The organism is Micromonospora sp. NPDC049580 (genome assembly GCF_040675595.1).
Classification (GTDB): domain Bacteria; phylum Actinomycetota; class Actinomycetes; order Mycobacteriales; family Micromonosporaceae; genus Micromonospora.
The window spans coordinates 1-2,911 of sequence record NZ_JBFAPG010000635.1; the positions used below are offsets into that span (position 1 = coordinate 1).

The 2,911-nt window shown below is 74.3% G+C and carries 1 protein-coding gene and 3 pseudogenes; all 4 read left to right on the top strand.

What is annotated here, in order from left to right:
* A pseudogene (locus AB0J68_RS30275) lies at window positions 1-601 on the top strand (phosphate acyltransferase PlsX); the annotation flags it as partial.
* Window positions 598-1,314: pseudogene (gene rnc, locus AB0J68_RS30280) on the top strand (ribonuclease III); the annotation flags it as partial. The pseudogenes AB0J68_RS30275 and rnc, both read left to right, overlap by 4 nt.
* 232 nt (window positions 1,315-1,546) lie before the next feature.
* Entirely contained in the window at window positions 1,547-2,404 is an 858-nt protein-coding gene (gene mutM, locus AB0J68_RS30285) for a bifunctional DNA-formamidopyrimidine glycosylase/DNA-(apurinic or apyrimidinic site) lyase (RefSeq protein ID WP_355066980.1), read from the top strand.
* A gap of 221 nt (window positions 2,405-2,625) precedes the next feature.
* Window positions 2,626-2,911: pseudogene (locus tag AB0J68_RS30290) on the top strand (MMPL family transporter); the annotation flags it as partial.

Below are 2,911 nucleotides of genomic sequence, written 5' to 3' on the forward strand. Positions count from 1 at the left end.
GGTCGCCACCCTGCCCGCGGTCGCCGGGCCGGTGGTGCTGCTCGACGTCGGCGGTTCGCTGGAGCCCCGCCCCGCCACCCTGGCCCGGCACGCCGTGCTCGGCGCCGCGTACGCCGCGGTGGCCCATTCGGTCGTCGCGCCGCGGGTCGGCCTGCTCTCAGTCGGCACCGAGGCCGGCAAGGGCGACCGGGTACGCCGTGCCACCGACCCCCTGCTCGCCGTCGAACCGCTGCCCTGCGGGGCACGCTACGTCGGCCTGGTCGAGGGGTACGACGTGACTCTCGGCGCGCGCGCCGATGTGGTGGTGACCGACGGCTTCACCGGTAACGTGCTGCTCAAGGCGATCGAGGGCGCGTACGCGATGGCCGGCGGCCCGCCCGTCGTCGGCGGCGCGCCCCGGGCCGCCGCCCTGCTGGGCGTCGCCGGGACGGTGGTCGTCTGTCACGGCTCCGCTCGCGCCGACGACGTCGCCTCCGGCATCGCTCTCGCCGCCCATTTGTGGCGACGGCGTGCCACCGAACTGGTCTCCGCGTTGCTCGACGGCGACGCCGCGACGGACCGCACCGACCGTTCCACCGACACCGAGGTACGCACATCATGAGCAACGACAAGCGGCGGCGGGCGTCCGTCGGTCACCTGGAAGCCGCGTTCGGCGTCAGCCTGGAGCCGGACCTGCTGGAACGCGCGCTGACCCATCGCTCGTACGCGTACGAGAACGGTGGCCTGCCGACGAACGAGCGGCTGGAGTTCCTCGGTGACTCGGTCCTCGGCGTCGTGATCACCACGGCGCTGTTCCACAACCACCCGGACCTGCCCGAGGGGCAGTTGGCGAAGCTGCGGGCGAGCGTGGTCAACATGCGGGCGCTCGCCGACGTGGCCCGCGGCCTGGGCCCGGACGGCCTCGGCGCGTACCTGCTGCTCGGCAAGGGCGAGGAGACCACCGGTGGCCGGGACAAGGCGAGCATCCTCGCCGACACCCTGGAGGCGCTGCTCGGCGCCATCTACCTCCAGTACGGGCTGGACACCGCCGGGATCGTGATCCACCGGCTCTTCGACCCGCTGATGGCCGAGTCGGCCGGCCGGGGCGCCGCCCTGGACTGGAAGACCAGCCTCCAGGAGTTGACCGCCGCGCTCAGTCTCGGCGTGCCCGAGTACCGGATCGAGGGCACCGGACCGGACCACCTCAAGACGTTCACCGCCTGGGTCGTGGTGGCCGGCAACCGGTACGGCGGCGCGGAGGGGCGCAGCAAGAAGGAGGCCGAGCAGCGGGCCGCCGAGGCGGCCTGGCGGATGCTCACGGACCAGCACGAGCAGAACGCCCAGCAGGACCAGCAGAACAGGTCCGACCAGGACGAGTCGTTCGGGCCGCCCGACAGCGCCGAGCAGGCGGCCCGGGCCGAGGTGGCCGACCACCTGGCGCAGGCCATGCCGGCCGACGTGGCGGAGCAGCAGACCCCGCCCGAGCGGCAGACGTCCGCCAACGGCGGCGGCCCGACCGAGGCCCGCGACGCCGAGGCCCCGAGTGGCCACGAGACGGGTGTACGTCGTGCCTGAGCTGCCCGAGGTGGAGACCGTCCGGCAGGGGCTGGCCCAGTGGGTCACCGGCCGGCGGATCGCCTCGGTCGAGGTGCGACACCCGCGCGCCGTCCGGCGGCACGTCCCCGGCGGCGCGCACTTCGCCGACGTGCTCGCCGGCCGGACCATCGTGGACGTGCGCCGCCGCGGCAAGTACCTGTGGCTCCCGCTGGACAGCGGCGACGCGGTGATCGGGCACCTCGGCATGTCGGGTCAGTTGCTGCTCCAGCCGCCCGGCACCCCCGACGAGACCCACCTGCGGGTGCGGTTCCGGTTCGCCGACGACGGGCCCGAGCTGCGCTTCGTCGACCAGCGCACGTTCGGCGGGCTCGCGGTCAGCGAGGGCGGCGCGGACCTCCCCGCGGAGATCGCGCACATCGCCCGCGACCCGATGGACCCGGAGTTCTCCGACGCGGCGTTCGTCGCCGCGCTGCGCCGGCGGCGGACCGAGGTGAAACGGGCCCTGCTCGACCAGACGCTGATCTCCGGCGTGGGCAACATCTACGCCGACGAGGCGCTCTGGCGCGCCGGGCTGCACGGCGCCCGCCCCACCGACGCGCTGACCGGCCCGGCCGCGCAGCGCCTGCTCGGTCACGTCCGCGATGTGCTCGCTGAGGCGATCAAGGAGGGCGGCACCAGCTTCGACGCCCTCTACGTCAACGTCAACGGCGAGAGCGGTTACTTCGACCGGGAACTGAACGCCTACGGCCGGGAGGGCGAGCCGTGCCGGCGGTGCGGTGCGCCGATCCGCCGCGAGTCGTTCATGAACCGCTCCTCGTACAGCTGCCCGCGCTGCCAGCCCCGGCCTCGGGGTGCCCTTCGGGGATGACCCGGAGTGGGCTCCGGGTCGGCACCGGCGGGTCCCGGCCGGACGCTCCGGGCCACACCCCGGCGTACGCCCGAATCGCGGTTGATGCCCGTCCGGCGGGCCCGCCGCCCCCGGCGGACCGACTCCGGGGCGGACGGGGGCCGTTCCCCGATGTGACCGCCTCGTCACGCCCCTAACGTCAGCACCGTTGACAGGGGGTCGACGTGACAGGGGGACGCGAGATGGGCAACAGACCGGTGACCGTGCGGATGGCGCGGTGGAGCGCCGAGCATCCGTGGCGGGCGATCGCGTTGTGGGTCGTGTTCGTGGCGGTGTGTTTCGTCGGTGGCAACGCCGCCGGCCTCACCGAGGCCACCAGCGGGGACCAGGCGATCGGCGAGGCCGGACGGGCCAGCATCATCGTGGACGACGGGGCCTTCGACGACCCGGCCGTGGACAACGTCCTGATCACCTCCCGGGGTGGCGCCCTGGACCCGGCGGCGGCGAAGGCGGCCGCCGACGGCGCGG